A 15327-nucleotide genomic window follows, 5' to 3' on the forward strand; every position below is an offset into this window, starting at 1 on the left:
CATGGCCGCAGGCATGAAAAACCTATCGAAGACCTTTGTCTGGATTCTCATGGGCCTATTGATGCTGGGCCTTGCGGGCTTTGGCGCAACCAGCCTGACCGGCACCGTGCGCACCGTTGCGCAGGTGGGCAACGAAGATATTTCGATCAACGAGTATGTCCGCGAGCTGCAGCGTGAAATTCGCGCGGTCGAAAGCCAGACCGGCCAGCCCCTGCAAATGTCGCAGGCGCATGAGTTCGGGCTGGACCAACTGGCTTTGTCCCGCCTAACCGCTCTGGCCGCGCTGGACAACGAAGTTGGTGAGCTGGGCATTTCGATCGGCGACGAGAACCTGCAAAAGGAAATCGTCGCCATTGGGGCGTTTCAGGGCGTTGATGGTTCGTTCGACCGTGACGCATATCAGTTCCAGCTCGATCAGGTCGGGATGACGGATACCGAATTCGAATCGGACCTGCGCAAGGAATCCTCGCGCACCATCGTGCAGAACGCCGTGGTCAGCGGGGTTGAGATGCCTTCGGTCCTGACGCAAGTGCTGACAGACTACGTAGGCGCCCGCCGCAGCTTTACCGTGGCCACGGTCGGGCCGGATGCGCTGACCACTCCTGTTGCAGCCCCCACGAATGAACAGGTTCAGACCTACTACGATGAAAACACGGATCAGTTCACCCTGCCCCGCACCAAGAAACTGACATATGCGATTCTGTCGCCCGAAATGCTGCTGGACAGTGTCGAGATTGATGAGGACTCGGTGCGTCGCCTCTATGATCAGCGCGCGTCTGAGTTTCATCAGCCTGAGCGCCGTCTAGTCGAACGCCTGACCTACCCCAGCGAGGAAGCAGCACAAACAGCGATGGCCCAGCTTGAGGTCGGCGGTACCACGTTTGAACAACTGGTACGGGACCGCCAGCTGGAACTCAGCGACATCGACCTTGGTGACGTAACCCGTGAGGATCTGGGCGACGCGGCCGAGGCCGTCTTTGCCGCTGATCTGGACACCGTGGTCGGCCCGCTTCCGTCGACCTTTGGCCCCGCGCTGTTCCGCATCAACGGCTCGCTGGCTGAAAACACAACCTCATTCGAAGACGCCGCCCCCGCCCTGCGAGAGGAACTGGCCGCCGATCGCGCCCGCCGTCAGATCGAGGCACAGGCCGAAGACATCAATGACCTGCTGGCCGGAGGCGCCACTCTGGAAGAATTGACCTCTGAGACCGAGATGGAATTGGGTCAGATCGACTGGACCCGCCAGAGCGACGATGGTGTCGCCGCCTATGACGGATTCCGCACCGCCGCCGAAGCGGTGAACGAAGGCGATTTTCCCGAGGTTGCGTTCCTTGAGGACGGCTCGATCTTTGCCCTGCGCCTGAACGAAGTTCTGCCCCAACGCCCCGAGCCGCTGGAGACAGCGCGCGAACTCGTGGTGGCAGCATGGACGCAGGCCGAGACGAACAAGGCACTGGAAGAACAAGCCAAAGCGGTTCTGGAGCAGTTGAAAGCGGATGGTGACTTCACCACCACAGGCCTGCCATTCCGCGTAGAAAACGCCCTGACCCGCACCGCGTTCCTGGACGATGTGCCTGCGGATTTCATGGTGCAGGTTTTCGAAATGGAACCCGGCGAGCTGCGCACCGTTCCGGGTGACGGTTCCGCGTTCATCATCCGTCTGGAAGAGTTGCTGGCGCCTGCCGAAACCGACGAGCTGCGTCAGGCCCAGGCCGCGCTTGAGGCTCAGTTGAACCAGGCGTTGGCCCAGAACATCTTCGACGCCTATGTGCGCGATGCGCAGGCCCGCGCCCGACCGGTAATTGACCAGCGCGCGTTGAACGCCGTGCAGTCAAGCTATTAAAAGAGACCGAGTATGGCCCTGACCCCCGAGTTTGACAGCTTCGCCCGCGCCTATGAGGCTGGCGAAAATCAGGTCGTCTATACCCGTCTGGCAGCTGATCTGGATACGCCCGTATCCCTGATGCTCAAACTGACAGGTGCGCAGAAAGACGCGTTCATGCTGGAATCCGTGACCGGTGGAGAGATCCGCGGGCGGTATTCGATCATTGGCATGAAGCCTGACCTGATCTGGCGGTGTCGCGGGGAAACGTCGGAACTGAACCGCTCGGCTCGCTTCGATGCCGAGGCGTTCGACTCGCAGGACGGTAACCCGATGGACAACTTGCGCGCGTTACTGGCCGAAAGCCGCATCGCGCTGCCGGACGACCTGCCACAGGCTGCGGCGGGGCTGTTCGGCTATCTGGGCTATGACATGGTGCGGTTGGTCGAATACCTGCCAGACGTGAACCCCGACCCGTTGGGCCTGCCCGATGCGATCATGCTGCGCCCGTCGGTCATTGCTGTTCTGGATGGTGTTAAAGGCGAAGTCACCGTCGTCTCCCCCGCCTGGGTGGCCGAGGGGCAATCGGCCAAGGCCGCCTACGCGCAGGCTGCTGAACGTGTGATGGACGCGGTTCGCGATCTGGAACGCGCCATGCCCGCCGAAACCCGCGATCTGGGCGATGCCTCCGAAATTGCGCCGCCGGTGTCGAACTTCACCAAGTCCGGCTATATGGAAGCGGTCGAAAAGGCCAAGGAATACATCCGCGCGGGCGACATCTTTCAGGTGGTCCCGGCGCAGCGCTGGACGCAGGATTTCCCGCTGCCGCCGTTTGCGCTCTATCGTTCGCTGCGGCGTACCAACCCGTCACCCTTCATGTTCTATTTTAACTTCGGTGGCTTTCAGGTCGTCGGGGCCAGCCCCGAGATTCTGGTTCGCGTCTTCGGGGATGAGGTCACGATCCGCCCGATCGCTGGCACACGCCCCCGAGGTGCAACGCCCGAAGAAGACAAGGCCAACGAGGCCGATCTGCTGGCCGACAAGAAAGAGCTGGCAGAGCACCTGATGCTGCTGGATCTGGGCCGCAACGACACCGGCCGCGTGTCCAAGATAGGAACCGTACGTCCGACCGAAGAGTTCATCATCGAACGCTACAGCCACGTAATGCACATCGTGTCGAACGTAGTCGGAGAGCTGGCCGAAGACAAAGACGCGCTGGACGCTTTCTTTGCCGGGATGCCAGCCGGCACCGTTTCAGGCGCGCCGAAAGTGCGCGCGATGGAGATCATTGACGAGCTGGAACCGGAAAAGCGCGGTGTCTATGGCGGCGGTGTTGGCTATTTCAGCGCCGGTGGCGATATGGATATGTGTATCGCCCTGCGGACGGCCATCGTGAAGGACCAGAAACTGTATATTCAGGCCGGTGGCGGTGTCGTGTACGACAGCGACCCCGAATACGAATACATGGAGACCGTTCACAAATCGAACGCCATTCGCCGCGCCGCAGCCGATGCCGCCCGGTTCACCGGAAACGGAAACTCATAGCAGTACTCTTTACTGCGTAGAGGCCGCTCCGCCGATCTTGGGCGCCTAAAAGTCTTTGCAGAAATAGATGAACACTGCGCAGGCTCCGGCACAGACAACTGCGAGAATGATCCGCTGAGGCACTGTGCCTCGGCGATTGGGCGGCAAAGAAATCAGCATTCCAATCGACGCACTGATCGGCACGCCCAGTATAACCCATACATCAGCTGACACTACATCGAAGATCGTATGATTGATGTAGTGCTGCACCTCATTGAAAATGTTTGGCCAAGTTTCGAATTTCAGGCGAAGCGCCCACCTGAAGAAATTGAACAGGCTGATAAATGCAACGCAATAGAACCATGTAACAAACAATGACGCGACCCATGTTGCGACACAGTTCTCGCGCCTGACCGGCCTCCAGCCACTCAGTTTTGCCGCCACGACGCCAATGATGGTTCCGACCCAACTGAGACCAAGCAGGGATGCGAACCCAACAAAAATCAAGATTGTCGTATTGTTGGACGCAACGGGCATCATTCCAAGGAAGGCAAAAAAGTGGAAAGGTATTAAAAACCAAACAGCTTCTGTTGCAGTTTCCAGCGTTTTTCTTTTCCCTTTATCCTCGACAAACGGGTTCCCGCTTTCCGAAACAAGGGACAGGAAAGACGGAAACGCCTTCAGGATGTTCTCCATCTCTTTCGACATAGTCTATTGCTGCCAATGCAATATGATAAACGCGCTTTGGCGTTTGTTTTCTATTTGTTGAAAGTGGAACTCCGTTACTGTTGGTTGCCATTCACCCTTTTTTGCAGCATTCATTGCTGCCTTTTTATGCGCCTTTGCACCCCCGAACCAACTCTTTGAATACTCTCCGGTCGGAATGGGTGCTGACAGTTCAAGGCACAAGCCACTGTCTGATGGCACGTCATGCAAACTAATCTCAACCGAACTGACCACCAGATTCGGCGACTTGTCCGGATTGGCTTTGTCAGGGTCTGGCAGGCTGGCAAAGGCTGGATTGGGTAAGAAAATCTGCGCTATGTCATAAGCTGTTTGTTCAATGATGAACTTCCCCTTAGGGCTTACAACAACATTTTCCATCCCAGTGTAGACCGAGCCGGACACCCATTTACCCCGCTCGTTCGTCAGCCGCCCTGTATGGTGGCAGCCGCTGGTTCCCTGAAAAACAAAATGGAACTGTTTGTCCAGGTTCGGAGTACGCAACAGCTCGCGTTCATCCGAGTGCGCCAACACAAACTTGTTGGTTCGTAAAAGTACTTCTCGTCACCGAGTCCGAGTTGACAGTCTTCATTCCTTGCGTCGCAGGTTCCGAAATCCAGATCGGATCTGGTCAAAGAGGCGTAGTTTGCTGCTTTTGCACGTACAGAATGACTTATACTGCGAACAAGAACTGCTTCTCGGTTTTTACTGGGGAGAACGACAATGTAATCCCCCTCGTTTGCTCCTGCGCGCAATAAGAACTTTCCTTTTGACGAGTATTGAAGCCTGTTCCCAGCCTCAAGCGCAGTATAATTTTTGCCCTTATAACCCCTTATTTTAGGAAGCTTTATGCGTCCCCGCTTCAGGGCGTCGCTTGGGTCACCGATAGGTGAGTAATACGGGCCGTTTTCGGAAAATTGAGACGGAGAGCATCCGGCAAATGTGGGTTGAGACAACGCACCCGCCATCAAACAAAAGCAATATAATGATATTTACACCACGAAAGTGGGCAACCACCAAATCCAGGGGATTTGGCGTCACGAAAGAAACGTCACAAGGACGTCCTTTGTTTTCAGCAACCGATTAAAAAACTCCTGGGGGCTACACAACCTGAGTTTATTTTGCGTTATTGATCATCACTGCGGAAATCGGAGCCATTGCGACGCGGTTACCCCGATCTTCAAGTCCCCACAACAACAGGGCCGAGATCGTGTCGGGGCGCAGGCGGCCCAGCATCACGACGGTTCCTTCCTGCCCGGCGCGGAACGCGGCCTGATCCAGGAAACGGCGCATGATCTTGGGATCCTGACGCGCGCCATCAATGTCACGGAAGATCACGCCCGAGGGCACGCCATTACGGGCGGCCAGCTTTTGCACGGTGTTCAATCCGTTATCCTGCGTGATCAGCCCACGCCCGGTCCCCGCGGCAATCGCGGCCACCTGATCGGCCAGTTTTCGATTGCCCTGAATGCCCGAGTCCACGCCTTCGAGGATACCCACCGTTTCCGGCAGTTCTTCGAGCCACACGGCCAAAGATACCTCAGCATCCTGCGCGCTGGCGGCTTCGGGCAGATCGGCCAGGGCAAGAACTTCGAAACCTGCCTCGCGGTGCCTGTTCATCTTTTCGGCGGCATCAGGATCCGAGGGGCTGACCGCGAAGGTCAGCGGGTACGGGAAGTCCTGCAAGGCCTCGGCACCGTAAGCGCCCTCATCGTCGATCAGGATGATGGACATCAGGGGCTTGGCCTCAGGATTTTCAAATTCGGCCGCGTATGCCTCGATCGGCTTGCCCGGAGCCAGCAGATCCGTACCGGTTTCAGCGACCTGAGTGGCATCATCACGTTCGGTCAGGGGCACAACGCGCGTGCCAACGCTTGGACCGGCGGCAGCTTCACCTTCCCCTCCGATCTGGGGAACGGACGCAATTCGCGGCAGATCACGCGGCGCTGCATCTTCGTCGCCTTCGACGGCAATCGGGCTGTTCTCAAACGGGTTTTCTTCTGCCTCAGCCGCCTCAGTGTCGGCTACCTCGGGTTCAGCGTCCGGGGCACCAGCGGATTCGGTTTCAGGCGTATTGCCGGATTCAGGCTGTGGTTCGACCTCAGCGACTGCGGTTTCCGTCTCGGGCTCGACCTCTGCAACTTCGGGTTCTGGCTGTGCCGCAGGTTCGGCGACTTCAGGTTGCGCCTCAACCTCGACGACCGGTTCGGGCTGGGCTTCGGGCGCGTCCAACGACACTTCGGGCAAGGCCTCGGCGCTGGGTGATCCCTGCACCAACGGCGGTGCCTGCGGCGCAACGGGCGCTTCTGTGGAAACGGCAACCGGTGCAGAAGTCGCTTCGACAGGCTCATCGACCTGTGCGGCAGGCGCTGTCATCTCGGGCTGATCCTCAGGCTCGATCTCGACATCCGACAATTCAGCCAGCGTGTCGGTCTGATCAAAGTCGGATTCGGGTTCGGTTGGCGGCAGGTCCAATAGATCGGCATCGCCAACGGTGTCCGTCGCGTCTGCGGTGGATTCGGAAACTTCTACCGCCTCGGGTTGCGGAGCGGACACGGCCACTTCCGGTTTTTTCGTCAGAGGCGTGTTCAGAGACACCACTGCCCCCAACACTAGGACAACGATCGTTCCCACGATCATCCCGCCGACAAATCCGCCCATACTTATTGCCTCTCGTCCTGGTCCTGCTTCGATCGCATATTCGCCGTCTGCTGCGGCATTTACTTGCCTCGGCCTCTGGAACCGGATGTCCCCTTGACGCTGCCGCGCAAGCCTGAGCATGTATGTCCCGACATTATACCGTGGCTCGGGGCTGTATCGCCAGCCCGAAATGCCCAAGCCGAGACAAGTGCCCAAATGCTGCTGCTGATCGACAACTACGACTCGTTTACTTACAACCTCGTACACTATTTAGGCGAACTTGGTGCCGAAATGGTCATTCGGCGGAATGATGCCCTGGATGTTCAGGAAGCCATGGCGATGAACCCGGCAGGCATCTTGCTGAGTCCGGGACCCTGCGATCCCGATCAGGCGGGAATCTGTCTGGCCCTGACCGAGGCCGCTGCCGAGACGAAAACCCCGCTGATGGGCGTATGCCTTGGCCACCAGACCATCGGACAGGCCTTCGGCGGCGACGTCATCCGCTGCCATGAGATCGTGCATGGCAAAATGGGTACCATGCACCACACCGGGAAAGGCCTGTTTGCCGGGCTGCCCACGCCGTTTGAAGCGACCCGGTACCATTCGCTGGTGGTCGATCCCAACACTCTGCCCGACTGCCTTGAGATCACGGCCGAGTTGGAAGACGGTACCATCATGGGCCTGCAACACAAAGAGCTGCCTATCCACGGCGTCCAGTTCCACCCGGAATCCATCGCCTCCGAGCACGGCCACGCCCTGCTCAAGAATTTCCTGTCTGAGATGAAAGTTCCCGCATGAGCGACGCTCTGAAACCGCTGATCGGAGCCGCCGCCGACCGGCCTCTGACCCGCGACGAGGCTGAACAGGCCTTTGGTATCCTGTTTGAAGGCGAAGCCACGCCCAGCCAGATCGGTGGGTTGTTGATGGCGATGCGCACTCGAGGTGAAACGGTCGCGGAATACGCCGCTGCCGCTGCCGTCATGCGCGCGAAGTGTAATGCGGTCAAAGCCCCCGCCGGAGCGATGGACATCGTCGGCACCGGGGGCGACGGCAAGGGCACGCTGAATATCTCAACCGCCACGGCCTTTGTTGTGGCCGGAGCCGGTGTGACCGTGGCCAAGCACGGCAACCGCAACCTCAGCTCGAAATCCGGCGCAGCAGACGCTTTGGGACAGCTGGGCATCAACGTGATGGTCGGCCCGGAAGTGGTTGAAAACGCTTTGGAAGAGGTCGGCATCGGTTTCATGATGGCACCGATGCACCACCCGGCCATCGCCCATGTCATGCCTTCACGGCAAGAGCTTGGGACTCGTACGATTTTCAATATCCTCGGGCCCCTTACCAACCCGGCCGGTGTCAAACGCCAACTGACCGGAGCATTCAGCCGCGACCTGATCCGCCCAATGGCAGAAACACTGGGCCTTCTAGGTTCGGATCGCGCATGGCTGGTGCACGGGTCGGATGGCACTGATGAGCTGACCATCACCGGCATCAGCTGGGTTGCCGCACTGGAAGACGGTATCGTTAAAGAGGTTGAGCTTCACCCCGAAGACGCAGGCCTGCCGGTGCACCCGTTCGAGGATATCCTCGGCGGTACACCCGAACAAAACGCCGTCGCCTTCCGCGCGCTGCTGGATGGGCAGCCCTCGGCCTATCGTGACGCGGTATTGCTGAACTCTGCCGCCGCACTGGTGGTGGCAGACGCCGCCACCGACCTGAAGGACGGGGTTGCCAAAGCCGTCGAAAGCATAGACAGCGGAAAAGCCAAAGAAAAAATCGCCGCACTGGCCCGAAAGACTCAGGAGGCCGCATGACAGAGACGGTACTGGACAAAATCAAAGCCTATAAACTTGAGGAAGTCGCTGCTGACAAGGCAGAGAAACCTCTGGACCTTCTGGAAGGTGAGGCACGATTTGCCCCTGAAGTTCGAGGCTTTGCAGCCGCACTGCAAAAGGCCACGCGTAAGGGCTATGGCCTGATCGCCGAGGTTAAGAAAGCGAGCCCTTCCAAAGGGTTGATCCGCCCCGATTTCGATCCGCCCGCTCTCGCCAAAGCCTACGAAGACGGCGGCGCGGCTTGCTTGTCGGTGCTGACCGACACCCCCAGCTTTCAGGGCGCCAAAGAGTTTCTGACCGAAGCCCGTGCAGCCACATCGCTGCCCGCGCTGCGCAAGGACTTCATGTACGACCCCTATCAGGTGATCGAGGCGCGCGCTTTGGGTGCAGATTGCATTCTGATTATCATGGCATCGGTCGAAGACAGCCAGGCCGCTGAGCTGGAGCAAACCGCGTTCGACTGGGGTATGGATGTTCTGATCGAAGTTCATGACGAAGCCGAGCTTGAACGTGCGACCCAGCTGAAAAGCCCTCTGATCGGGATAAACAACCGAAACCTAAAGACTTTCGAAACCTCGCTTGATACCACGCGCCGGTTGTCGAAACTGGTGCCGGGCGACCGGACTATTGTTTGCGAAAGCGGCCTGAGCACGCCCGCAGATCTGGCCGATATCGCCCGCTATGGCGCGCGCTGTTTCCTGATCGGTGAAAGCCTGATGCGTCAGGACGATGTCACAGCGGCCACACGTCAATTGCTGGCAAACCCGCTAATCCCTGGAGTGATGTGATGCCTCTGACCCATTTTGACGCGCAAGGACAGGCGCATATGGTCGATGTGTCGGACAAGGCCGTCACCGACCGGGTGGCGGTTGCCGCCGCCCATATCAAAATGGCGCAGGAAACTTTTGATCTGATTTCCGAAGGCCGCGCCAAGAAGGGTGACGTTCTAGGCGTCGCGCGTCTGGCTGGGATCATGGGGGCAAAGAAGACGCCTGACCTAATTCCGCTGTGCCACCCTCTGCCGGTGACCAAAGTGGCCGTTGAGTTGACACTGGACCCCGACTTGCCCGGCGTTCAGATCGAGGCGACCGTCAAGACCTCAGGCCAGACCGGGGTTGAGATGGAGGCGCTGACTGCAGCCTCCACTGCCGCGCTGACCGTCTATGACATGACCAAGGCCGTCGATAAGGCGATGGAGATCGGCGGCATCCGCGTTCTGTTGAAAGATGGCGGTAAATCAGGGCGTTACGAGGCGAAATGATTACGGTCGAAGACGCCCGGGCGCTGCTGTTTGATCTTGTTTCCCCGCTGAACGCCGAAACTGTTCCGCTCGTCGAAGCCGCCGGGCGTGTATTGACGCAGGACGTCAGTGCCACCCGCGATCAGCCGCCTTTTGCTGCGTCCTCGATGGATGGCTATGCGCTCAAATCGGCCGAAGTCGAATTGCACGCAATGTTCAAGGTCATTGGTGAATCCGCGGCCGGACGTCGGTTCGAAGGCACCGTTGGGCCGGGTCAAGCCGTGCGTATCTTCACCGGCGCACCGGTGCCAGAAGGCGCGGATTTCGTTGTTATTCAAGAAGATGCCGACCGTCGTGGTGATCTGCTGACGATCACCGAGGAACCCGGGTCCAAATCCAACATCCGCCCTGCCGGTATCGATTTCCAAACCGGCACCCAAATCTCGGCACCGCGCGTACTGCGCCCCGAGGACGTCGCGTTGATGGCGGCTATGAACATTCCGATAGTGCCGGTCACACGCAAACCCGTGGTTGCACTGATTTCGACCGGAGACGAACTGGTCATGCCAGGCGAAACCCCCGGTCCGGATCAGATCATCGCGTCGAACACATTTGGCCTGAAAGCCCTGCTGGATAACGCGGGTGCGCAGGTGCGCGTTCTGCCGATTGCGCGCGACACAGTTGCCTCTCTTGAAACGGCATTTGGGCTGGCAGAGGGCGCCGATCTGGTTGTTACCATCGGCGGTGCCTCGGTAGGCGAATACGATCTGGTTGCCGATGTCTCGCAATCGTTGGGGATGGAGCGATCCTTCTACAAGATCCGGATGCGCCCGGGGAAGCCTCTTATGGCTGGTCGGCTGGGCGACACCGCGATGGTTGGATTGCCGGGAAATCCTGTCAGCGCAATGGTTTGCGGATACCTCTTCCTGATTCCGATGGTGCGGCGGATGCTGGGGATTGAACAAGCCCTGACCCCATTTCAGCGCGCGCGTCTGGCTGAACCTATTGGCGAAAACGGCCCGCGCGAGCACTACATGCGCGCGATACTGGACCACACGGGCATTCGCGCGTGTGCGGATCAGGACAGCTCTCTGCTGAGTGTTCTGGCGCAGGCCAATGCACTTTTGGTGCGCGAACCTCATGATCCGGCACGCCCCGCCGGGGATGAGGTGCTGTACCTGCCGATCTAATCGGCGCTCAAATCCGTTGACACAAAACGTGAACATGCGTAGAACAAAAGAAAACGCATGACCGACGAGGTGTGAGCAATGCTGACCAAGAAACAGTTGGATTTGTTGGAATTCATCCACAAACGCGTTCAGGCGGATGGGGTTCCGCCCAGTTTCGACGAAATGAAGGCCGCGCTGGATCTGAGATCCAAGTCCGGTATCCATCGCCTGATCACCGCACTGGAAGAACGCGGCTTTATCCGCCGCCTTGCCCACCGCGCCCGCGCGATTGAGATCGTCAAGTTGCCCGAAAGCCTGGGCGGTGAGCCGACGGCTGCCTTCAAACCGCGTGTGATCGAGGGTGACAAGCCCGAAGGTCCCCGCCCGGCGAATTTCGAACCGGTCACCGTGGACGCCATGGAACTGCCGGTGATGGGACGCATCGCGGCCGGTGTCCCGATTGAGGCAATCAGCCACGTGTCGCACCGTGTTGCCGTTCCGGGCAGCATGGTCTCGGGCAAAGGTGAGCACTACGCGTTGGAAGTCCGCGGAGATTCGATGATCGATGCGGGAATCAATGACGGCGACGTTGTGGTCATCCGCGAAACCAGAGTGGCGGATAACGGCGACATCGTTGTGGCGCTGGTCGAGGATCAGGAAGCCACGCTGAAGCGGTTCTTCCGCCGCGGCAACGCCATCGCGCTCGAAGCGGCAAACCCCGCTTATGAAACCCGCGTTCTGCCCGAGGACAAGGTCAAGGTTCAGGGGCGGCTGGTTGGACTGATCCGCAGCTACTGAGTTTGTTTTGCACGGTGGTTCCCGGTCATTTCCGGGGACCACAACCGGTGACCGATGGCCTCTTGGCTGGTTGTTATCCCGCCAACCGACAAAGCCAGGCTTCCGGTTTCTTTCAGACGACCCGGGTCGAAAAGACCACATTCTCCGGTCAAATCTAAGGGAACTGCCGAAACAACGATCTGGTTCTTCTGACATTCCTCGAACCCTTGTGCGGCACGTTTTCCAGTAACGTGGACCAGTTCCTTACCCTTCCAGACATACCGCTGAATCCCGCCTGACGTGTCGGGCCAGCGACGGGCGGCATTGATCTGGTCTGCGCCATCCCCGTCATTTTCCAGCCAAACAGTCGCAATAAACCCGCTGCCCTTTTCCTTGCTGAGCGCACGCCCGTTTTCTGTCATAACACCCACCAATCCTCCGGAATCCGCAATCAGAACCTCGGGTCGATGCCCCTGCCCCCAAAGCAAAAAGGCCGCTGCCACTGGTGCGACTCCGATCCATTTCGCCCGCCCGCGCCACAGCGCCAGCCACAAGGCACCAAGGGCGAACATCGGTAAAACATAGTGCGGTGGACTGGCGACGTATCCTTGCGCACCATCCAGACCGGATACCTTGTCCGAGACAATCAGAATCCACTGCAACCCCAATCCCATGACGTGCAGTGCCAGCGCCTCCAACCCGAACGGGGACAACAGTGCTGCAACAAAGGCCGCTGGCACTACAACCGCACCCATCACCGGCACCGACAACAAGTTGGCCAACAGCCCGTAATGCGACATCGTGTTGAAATGCGCCGCCCCGATCGGAGCTGTGGCCAGGCCGGCAATGGCCGAGGATAAAAGCAACCCCACCACAGGTTTCGTCCATTTCGGCCCCGGCATCGGCCCATAGTCCCGCAATTGGCCAAATACGGCGACAAGCGCGGTCGTCGCGGCAAAAGACATCTGGAACCCGGGACTCAGCAGAGATTCGGGACGCAACACCAAGACGATCAAGGCGGCAACGGCAACGACTCGCAGGGAAATTGCACGGCGGTCGATCAGGATAGCCCCCAACATGACGCTGGCCATGACAAAGGCCCGCTCGGTGGCGACGTTGCCACCGGACAGCATCAGATAGATGACCGCCGCAACCAGCGCGCAGAGCGCCGCCAGTTTACGCACAGGCAGACGCAGGGCCACGGCTGGAATCGCAGACAGGGCCAGTCGACAAACCAAGTAGACAAACCCGGTCAGCAGCCCCATATGCAGGCCGGATATCGCCAGCAAATGCGCAAGATTAGATGCGCGAAGCGATTGCAGCGTCTCTTGCCCCATGCCACTGCGGTCGCCGGTTGTGACCGCGGCAGCGAACCCTCCGATCTCACCGGGCAGGATTGATCGCACCCTCTGCGAGATCGCCATTCTTAACGCAGTGATGCGCACCCCTTCGGCCGCCTCTTCCGGTCGCGCAACCGTCATCACCGGGACGCGTGTGTATCCGACCGCCCCAAGACGCTGAAACCAGGCGTGACGGCGAAAATCAAAACCTCCGGGCTCGACCGGGCCTTGCGGCGGTGACAGGTGGCCTGTGGTCATGATCCTTTGACCCGGCGCCAGTGAGGCCGGGTCGCCGTGCAAGGAAAGCCGGACGCGCTGCGGTCTGCGGTCCTTGGGCACATCCCCTATGCGCACCTGGTCCAGCGTCACCCGCAACGCGTCCGAAGCAGAGCGGTCCATGGCTACGACCCGCCCCTCGACCGGGCCGTAATAACGCCAGGACAGAACCGGCTCTGCGACCGAGTGGGCCCGCGCACCGGCCAGCACAAAGCCTGCCGCAATCAACGCGCCCCCCATTGCCAACGCGGCCCAACCGGTTCGCATCCTGCGACCGGTCCAGATAAGCCCCAACACCAGCGCAAGCAGGCACGAATACACCTGCAAGCCCGGTTCAAACCGGAGACTGAAGTAAAGACCAATACCGACAGCCAGACATACCGGAGACCACTGGAACAAATACCCTGTCTGGTTCAGCAATGCGGCCTCGACCCGTGCCAGAACACGCATGGTTGCCCCCGTCCTTCGGGCTCGTTAGACAGATGCAAAACTATGCCAGACACGGTTACCAAAAGGTTAATCCACACAATGTCCGATCAGGTCGTCACCCGTTTCGCCCCTTCGCCCACCGGTTTTCTGCACATCGGCGGCGCCCGCACCGCGCTGTTCAACTGGCTCTATGCCCGTGGGCGCGGCGGTAAGTTTCTGCTGCGGATCGAAGACACCGACCGCGAACGTTCGACCCCCGAGGCGACTGCGGCAATCCTGCAGGGCATGGCATGGCTGGGGCTGGACCATGATGGCGACGTGATCAGCCAGTTCGAAGGGGCCGCGCGCCACGCCGAAGTGGCGCATCAACTGCTGGCCGAGGGCAAAGCGTACAAGTGCTTTTCGACGCAGGACGAAATCGCCGAATTCCGCGAACAAGCCCGGGCCGAGGGCAAATCGACACTGTTCCGCAGCCCCTGGCGCGATGCCGACCCGGCGACCCATCCGGACGCGCCGTTCGCGATCCGCATCAAGGCCCCACAAGACGGCGCTACTGTAATCCGCGATCAGGTGCAGGGCGACGTGACCATCCGTAACGATCAGCTGGACGACATGATCCTGCTGCGCTCGGACGGAACGCCGGTTTATATGCTAGCTGTTGTGGTGGACGATCACGACATGGGCGTGACCCATGTGATCCGTGGCGACGACCACCTGAACAACGCCGCGCGCCAGATGATGATCTATGAAGCCATGGGCTGGGACGTTCCGGTCTGGGCACATATCCCGCTGATTCACGGACCGGACGGCAAGAAACTGTCGAAACGACACGGCGCATTGGGCGCGCAGGAATACCAGGCGATGGGTTACCCGGCGTCAGGCATGCGCAACTATCTGGCGCGTCTCGGATGGAGCCACGGTGACGACGAGTTCTTTACTGACGATCAGGCGAAAGAGTGGTTTGATCTGGACGGTATTGGTAAAAGTCCGGCCCGTTTCGACTTGAAAAAGCTCGAAAATCTCTGTGGGCAACATATTGCGATTTCAGATGACGCTGCACTGCGGCAGGAAATCGAAGCCTATCTGGACGCAGCGGAACTTCCGGCACTGACTGCGACACAATCGAGTGATCTGGAACGTGCGATGTATTGTCTTAAGGACCGTGCGCGCACTTTCCCGGAACTGCTTGAAAAGGCACACTTTGCGCTGATTTCACGCCCCGTTGAGCCGGATGAGAAAGCGGCAAAGGCGCTACAATCTGTATCCGACGGTATACTGAAAGAATTGACGCCGCACGTGCAAAATGTTAGCTGGTCGCGGAACGAACTGGAGGAGGCCCTCAACGCCTTTGCAGAGGCGCAGGGGATCAAGTTCGGCAAGTTGGCTGGCCCGCTCAGGGCGGTACTGGCAGGACGCGCTGTAACGCCTTCGGTGTTTGACATGATGCTTGTGCTGGGGCGCGAAGAAACCCTGGCGCGGCTTTCCGACGCAGCAAACTAATCCTGGGTTCATATTCAGGTAACGCTGCTCCGCTACGACCCGGTCAGCACAT

At 59.3% G+C, this 15327-nt stretch carries 13 protein-coding genes; 9 read left to right on the forward strand and 4 right to left on the reverse strand.

Features of this window, described 5'->3' with window-relative positions:
• Position 1: 1 nt before the first annotated feature.
• Both GOX63_RS03140 and trpE read left to right on the forward strand, forming a co-directional pair.
• A complete protein-coding gene (locus GOX63_RS03140; protein ID WP_170544737.1) occupies positions 2 to 1843 on the forward strand; it encodes a peptidyl-prolyl cis-trans isomerase in 1842 nt (613 codons plus the stop codon).
• A gap of 12 nt (positions 1844 to 1855) precedes the next feature.
• Positions 1856 to 3367: an anthranilate synthase component I gene (gene trpE, locus GOX63_RS03145; protein ID WP_170544740.1), complete on the forward strand. Its 1512-nt coding sequence runs from the start codon at positions 1856 to 1858 to the stop codon at positions 3365 to 3367.
• A 45-nt stretch (positions 3368 to 3412) separates the two neighbouring features.
• On the opposite strand, the gene GOX63_RS03150 is transcribed toward trpE, so the two are convergent.
• From GOX63_RS03150 to GOX63_RS03160, 3 genes are all read right to left on the reverse strand, one after another.
• Positions 3413 to 4054: a hypothetical protein gene (locus GOX63_RS03150; protein ID WP_170544744.1), complete on the reverse strand. Its 642-nt coding sequence runs from the start codon at positions 4052 to 4054 to the stop codon at positions 3413 to 3415.
• Positions 4055 to 4057: 3 nt separating this feature from the next.
• Positions 4058 to 4573: a hypothetical protein gene (locus tag GOX63_RS03155; protein ID WP_170544747.1), complete on the reverse strand. Its 516-nt coding sequence runs from the start codon at positions 4571 to 4573 to the stop codon at positions 4058 to 4060.
• A 612-nt stretch (positions 4574 to 5185) separates the two neighbouring features.
• On the reverse strand, positions 5186 to 6730 hold the full coding sequence (locus GOX63_RS03160) for a divergent polysaccharide deacetylase family protein (RefSeq protein WP_170325047.1): 1545 nt from the start codon (positions 6728 to 6730) through the stop codon (positions 5186 to 5188).
• Between the two features lie 195 nt (positions 6731 to 6925).
• Between GOX63_RS03160 and GOX63_RS03165 the strand changes: the two genes are divergently transcribed.
• The 6 genes from GOX63_RS03165 (at position 6926) to lexA (ending at position 11751) form a co-directional block, all read left to right on the forward strand.
• Positions 6926 to 7507 carry an anthranilate synthase component II gene (locus tag GOX63_RS03165; RefSeq protein WP_170325048.1) on the forward strand — a complete coding sequence of 194 codons (582 nt, stop codon included), beginning with the start codon at positions 6926 to 6928 and terminating at the stop codon, positions 7505 to 7507.
• Complete coding sequence (gene trpD, locus GOX63_RS03170) at positions 7504 to 8523, forward strand: anthranilate phosphoribosyltransferase (RefSeq protein WP_170325049.1); 1020 nt, start codon at positions 7504 to 7506, stop codon at positions 8521 to 8523. Before GOX63_RS03165 ends, trpD begins: the two co-directional genes overlap by 4 nt.
• Positions 8520 to 9332: an indole-3-glycerol phosphate synthase TrpC gene (gene trpC / locus GOX63_RS03175; protein ID WP_170325050.1), complete on the forward strand. Its 813-nt coding sequence runs from the start codon at positions 8520 to 8522 to the stop codon at positions 9330 to 9332. The genes trpD and trpC overlap by 4 nt, the downstream gene beginning before the upstream one ends.
• The gene (gene moaC / locus GOX63_RS03180; protein WP_170335736.1) at positions 9332 to 9805 is read left to right on the forward strand and encodes a cyclic pyranopterin monophosphate synthase MoaC; all 474 of its coding nucleotides are present in this window, start codon (positions 9332 to 9334) and stop codon (positions 9803 to 9805) included. Before trpC ends, moaC begins: the two co-directional genes overlap by 1 nt.
• Positions 9802 to 10974: a molybdopterin molybdotransferase MoeA gene (locus GOX63_RS03185; RefSeq protein WP_170544750.1), complete on the forward strand. Its 1173-nt coding sequence runs from the start codon at positions 9802 to 9804 to the stop codon at positions 10972 to 10974. The genes moaC and GOX63_RS03185 overlap by 4 nt, the downstream gene beginning before the upstream one ends.
• A 78-nt stretch (positions 10975 to 11052) precedes the next feature.
• Entirely contained in the window at positions 11053 to 11751 is a 699-nt protein-coding gene (gene lexA / locus GOX63_RS03190) for a transcriptional repressor LexA (protein ID WP_170325053.1), read from the forward strand.
• On the opposite strand, the gene GOX63_RS03195 is transcribed toward lexA, so the two are convergent.
• Positions 11745 to 13796 (reverse strand): ComEC/Rec2 family competence protein, encoded by a 2052-nt coding sequence (locus tag GOX63_RS03195; RefSeq protein WP_170325054.1) that lies wholly within the window; start codon positions 13794 to 13796, stop codon positions 11745 to 11747. The genes lexA and GOX63_RS03195 overlap by 7 nt on opposite strands.
• A gap of 78 nt (positions 13797 to 13874) precedes the next feature.
• On the opposite strand from GOX63_RS03195, the gene gltX reads away from it, so the two are divergent.
• Positions 13875 to 15275 carry a glutamate--tRNA ligase gene (gltX, locus tag GOX63_RS03200; protein ID WP_170544753.1) on the forward strand — a complete coding sequence of 467 codons (1401 nt, stop codon included), beginning with the start codon at positions 13875 to 13877 and terminating at the stop codon, positions 15273 to 15275.
• Positions 15276 to 15327: the final 52 nt, after the last annotated feature.

The sequence above is a fragment of the Ruegeria arenilitoris genome, from assembly GCF_013031355.1.
GTDB classification, from domain to species: Bacteria; Pseudomonadota; Alphaproteobacteria; order Rhodobacterales; family Rhodobacteraceae; genus Ruegeria; species Ruegeria arenilitoris_C.

Bases quoted from the DNA above. Each gene is read 5' to 3' on its own strand.
- GOX63_RS03140 (WP_170544737.1), top strand. From the start codon at position 2: ATGGCCGCAGGCATGAAAAACCTATCGAAGACCTTTGTCTGGATTCTC.
- trpE (WP_170544740.1), top strand. From the start codon at position 1,856: ATGGCCCTGACCCCCGAGTTTGACAGCTTCGCCCGCGCCTATGAGGCT.
- GOX63_RS03150 (WP_170544744.1), bottom strand. From the start codon at position 4,054: ATGTCGAAAGAGATGGAGAACATCCTGAAGGCGTTTCCGTCTTTCCTG.
- GOX63_RS03160 (WP_170325047.1), bottom strand. From the start codon at position 6,730: ATGGGCGGATTTGTCGGCGGGATGATCGTGGGAACGATCGTTGTCCTA.
- GOX63_RS03165 (WP_170325048.1), top strand. From the start codon at position 6,926: ATGCTGCTGCTGATCGACAACTACGACTCGTTTACTTACAACCTCGTA.
- trpD (WP_170325049.1), top strand. From the start codon at position 7,504: ATGAGCGACGCTCTGAAACCGCTGATCGGAGCCGCCGCCGACCGGCCT.
- trpC (WP_170325050.1), top strand. From the start codon at position 8,520: ATGACAGAGACGGTACTGGACAAAATCAAAGCCTATAAACTTGAGGAA.
- moaC (WP_170335736.1), top strand. From the start codon at position 9,332: ATGCCTCTGACCCATTTTGACGCGCAAGGACAGGCGCATATGGTCGAT.
- GOX63_RS03185 (WP_170544750.1), top strand. From the start codon at position 9,802: ATGATTACGGTCGAAGACGCCCGGGCGCTGCTGTTTGATCTTGTTTCC.
- lexA (WP_170325053.1), top strand. From the start codon at position 11,053: ATGCTGACCAAGAAACAGTTGGATTTGTTGGAATTCATCCACAAACGC.
- GOX63_RS03195 (WP_170325054.1), bottom strand. From the start codon at position 13,796: ATGCGTGTTCTGGCACGGGTCGAGGCCGCATTGCTGAACCAGACAGGG.
- gltX (WP_170544753.1), top strand. From the start codon at position 13,875: ATGTCCGATCAGGTCGTCACCCGTTTCGCCCCTTCGCCCACCGGTTTT.